The organism is Streptomyces sp. NPDC058964 (assembly GCF_042741275.1).
Lineage (GTDB): Bacteria > Actinomycetota > Actinomycetes > Streptomycetales > Streptomycetaceae > Streptomyces.
Genome location: NZ_JBHYKH010000246.1, coordinates 9,548 through 13,032, shown reverse-complemented (window position 1 = coordinate 13,032; position 3,485 = coordinate 9,548). Strand labels below are relative to the sequence as shown.

The following is a 3,485-nucleotide window of genomic DNA, read 5'->3' as shown; positions in this document are numbered from 1 at the left end:
GTGGGAGAGTAGGACGCCGCCGAACTCCCTTTAGAGCTCTGGCTCTTGGGCATCAAGCCCAAGAGCCAGAGCTTTTTTGCGTTGAGGTAAGGTCAGGGGGCATCGTTGGCACATTCTTCCCACAGGAGGCCCCCGGGTGGAGGTCCAGGAGACCCGCGTCCAGACGGACCGGGTCCTCACCATCCCGAACATCCTCAGCATGGCGCGTCTCGTCGGCGTACCCGTCTTCCTGTGGTTGATCCTCAGGCCGGAGTTCGGAGGCCCCAAGAGCGACGGTTGGGCGCTGCTCGTGCTCGCTTTGAGCGGCATCAGCGACTACCTGGACGGCAAGCTCGCACGGCGCTGGAATCAAGTCAGCAGTCTCGGCCGGCTTCTCGATCCCGCGGCCGACCGGCTCTACATTCTCTCGACGCTGATCGGTCTCACGTGGCGCGAGATCCTGCCGCTGTGGCTGACGGGCGTGCTGCTGGCGCGAGAGCTGGTTCTGCTGGTGATGGTGGGCATCCTCAGGCGTCATGGCTATCCGCCCCCGCAGGTGAACTTCCTGGGGAAGGCCGCGACCTTCAATCTGATGTACGCCTTCCCGTTGCTCCTGCTCAGTGACGGAAGTGGTTGGATCTCGTCACTCGCTGCTATTTTCGGATGGGCGTTCGCAGGATGGGGTACAACGCTCTACTGGTGGGCAGGAGTGCTCTACGTGGTGCAAGTCCGCCGCCTTGTTCGCGCGGACGCCATGGCCGATTGAGCTCGGCGATTGTCCGGACGTAGTGGCTCGTTGGCCCGCGGCGGAAAAGTGCGGGACAATCTGGACGGGTGAAGTCGGCTAGACCGTCGTCTCTGGAGGAGGACGCTTCCGACATGAAGGCCGTCGTGATGGCTGGTGGCGAAGGCACTCGCCTTCGCCCTATGACCTCGAGCATGCCCAAGCCGCTGCTGCCTGTGGTGAACCGCCCGATCATGGAGCATGTGCTTCGGCTGCTCAAAAGGCATGGGCTCACTGAGACCGTCGTAACCGTGCAGTTCCTGGCCTCGCTCGTCAAGAACTACTTCGGTGACGGCGAGGAGCTCGGAATGGAGCTCACCTATGCGAACGAGGAGAAGCCACTCGGTACCGCCGGAAGCGTCAAGAACGCCGAAGAGGCGTTGAAGGACGATGCCTTCCTTGTTATCTCCGGCGATGCCCTGACCGACTTCGACCTCACCGATCTGATCAATTTCCACAAGGAAAAGGGTGCGCTGGTCACGGTCTGCCTGACGCGTGTGCCCAATCCGCTGGAATTCGGCATCACCATCGTCGACGAAGAGGGCAAGGTCGAGCGTTTCCTCGAGAAGCCGACCTGGGGCCAGGTCTTCTCCGACACCGTGAACACGGGCATCTATGTCATGGAGCCGGAGGTCTTCGGCTACGTCGAGCCGGATGTGCCCGTGGACTGGTCGGGTGACGTCTTCCCGCAGCTCATGAAGGAAGGCAAGCCGGTGTACGGCTATGTCGCCGAGGGCTACTGGGAGGATGTCGGCACTCACGAGTCGTATGTGAAGGCGCAGGCCGACGTCCTGGAGGGCAAGGTCGACGTCGAGATCGACGGATTCGAGATCTCCCCCGGTGTGTGGGTGGCTGAGGGTGCCGAGGTGCATCCGGATGCCGTTCTGCGAGGACCGCTCTACATCGGCGACTACGCCAAGGTCGAGGCCGGTGCCGAGATCCGTGAGCACACCGTGGTCGGATCGAACGTGGTCGTGAAGACCGGTGCGTTCCTGCACAAGGCAGTCGTGCACGACAACGTGTACGTCGGGCAGCACTGCAATCTGCGGGGCTGCGTGGTCGGTAAGAACACCGACATCATGCGCGCGGCCCGGATCGAGGACGGCGCGGTCATCGGCGATGAGTGCCTGATCGGCGAAGAATCGATCGTGCAGGGCAACGTGCGGGTCTATCCGTTCAAGACCATCGAGGCCGGCGCGTTCGTCAACACCTCGGTCATCTGGGAGTCCAGGGGCCAGGCGCATCTGTTCGGCGCCCGCGGGGTCAGCGGAATCCTGAACGTGGAGATCACACCCGAGCTCGCCGTGCGGCTGGCCGGCGCCTACGCCACCACCCTCAAGAAGGGCTCCACCGTCACCACCGCTCGCGACCACTCGCGCGGTGCTCGTGCGCTCAAACGTGCGGTGATCTCGGCGCTCCAGGCGAGTGCCATCGACGTCCGGGACCTGGAGAACGTGCCGCTGCCGGTGGCCCGCCAGCAGACCGCGCGCGGCAGTGCCGGCGGCATCATGATCAGGACCTCGCCGGGTGTGCCGGACTCCGTGGACATCATGTTCTTCGACGGGCAGGGTGCGGACCTCTCGCAGGCGAGCCAGCGGAAGCTGGACCGGATATTCGCGCGTCAGGAGTACCGGCGCGCGTTCCCGGGGGAGATCGGCGACCTCTACTTCCCGGCGAGTGTCTTCGACTCGTACACGGGTTCGCTGCTGCGGAACGTCGATACCACCGGGATCGCCGAGGCGGGTCTCAAGGTGGTCGTGGACGCGTCGAACGGCAGCGCCGGGCTCGTGCTGCCCAGCCTGCTCGGCAAGCTCGGTGTGGACTCGCTGACCGTCAATCCCGGCCTCGACGAGGCCAGGCCGACGGAGACGGCTGACGTCCGGCGGTCGGGACTGGTGCGTCTCGGCGAGATCGTGGCCTCTTCCGGGGCCGCGTTCGGGGTGCGGTTCGACCCCGTGGGCGAGCGGCTGTCCCTGGTGGACGAGAAGGGCCGGATCATCGAGGACGACCGGGCCCTGCTGGTGATGCTCGACCTCGTGGCCGCGGAGCGGCGCAGCGGCCGTGTCGCGCTGCCGGTGACCACGACCAGGATCGCCGAGCAGGTGGCCGCCTACCACGGCACCCAGGTCGAGTGGACGACGACCTCTCCCGACGACCTCACGCGTGTGGGGCGCGAGGAAGGGACGATCTTCGGTGGCGACGGCAAGGGCGGTTTCATCGTCCCCGAGTTCAGCGGTGTCTACGACGGTACGGCGGCCTTCGTACGGCTGATCGGACTCGTGGCGCGGACCCAGCTCACCCTCAGCCAGATCGACGCGCGGATCCCGCGGGCGCACGTGCTCAAGCGTGACCTCGCGACTCCGTGGGCCGTGAAGGGTCTGGTGATGCGCCGGGTCGTGGAGGCGGCCGGAGATCGCTTTGTCGACACGACTGACGGAGTCCGTGTCGTCGAGACCGACGGACGCTGGGTGATGGTATTGCCCGACCCGGCGGAGGCGGTCACCCATCTGTGGGCTGAGGGGCCGGACGACGCCTCGGCCCAGGCTCTTCTCGACGAGTGGGCGGCGGTCGTGGACAGCGCCGGAAGGTAAAACCCGCAGCACGCGCGCGGGGGGGGGGCAAGTTGCCCCCCCGGGGCCGGGGACCCCGCCGCGGGGGGGCGTCGGGGGGGGAGGGTGGGTGGGGTCGGCGGTTGGGGGCGGGGCGCCCGAGCCCCCCCCCA

The 3,485-nt window shown here is 66.3% G+C and carries 2 protein-coding genes; both read left to right on the top strand.

The features are described from left to right. The first annotated feature begins 136 nt into the window (after nt 1–136). A complete protein-coding gene (locus ACFW2E_RS26830) occupies nt 137–745 on the top strand; it encodes a CDP-alcohol phosphatidyltransferase family protein (protein WP_384469630.1) in 609 nt (202 codons plus the stop codon). 113 nt (nt 746–858) lie between these two features. After that, entirely contained in the window at nt 859–3,354 is a 2,496-nt protein-coding gene (locus tag ACFW2E_RS26825) for a sugar phosphate nucleotidyltransferase (protein ID WP_384469629.1), read from the top strand. Nucleotides 3,355–3,485: the final 131 nt, after the last annotated feature.

What these genes read in the sequence shown, in the direction of transcription:
- ACFW2E_RS26825 (WP_384469629.1), top strand. Translation starts at nt 859, where the DNA reads ATGAAGGCCGTCGTGATGGCTGGTGGCGAAGGCACTCGCCTTCGCCCT.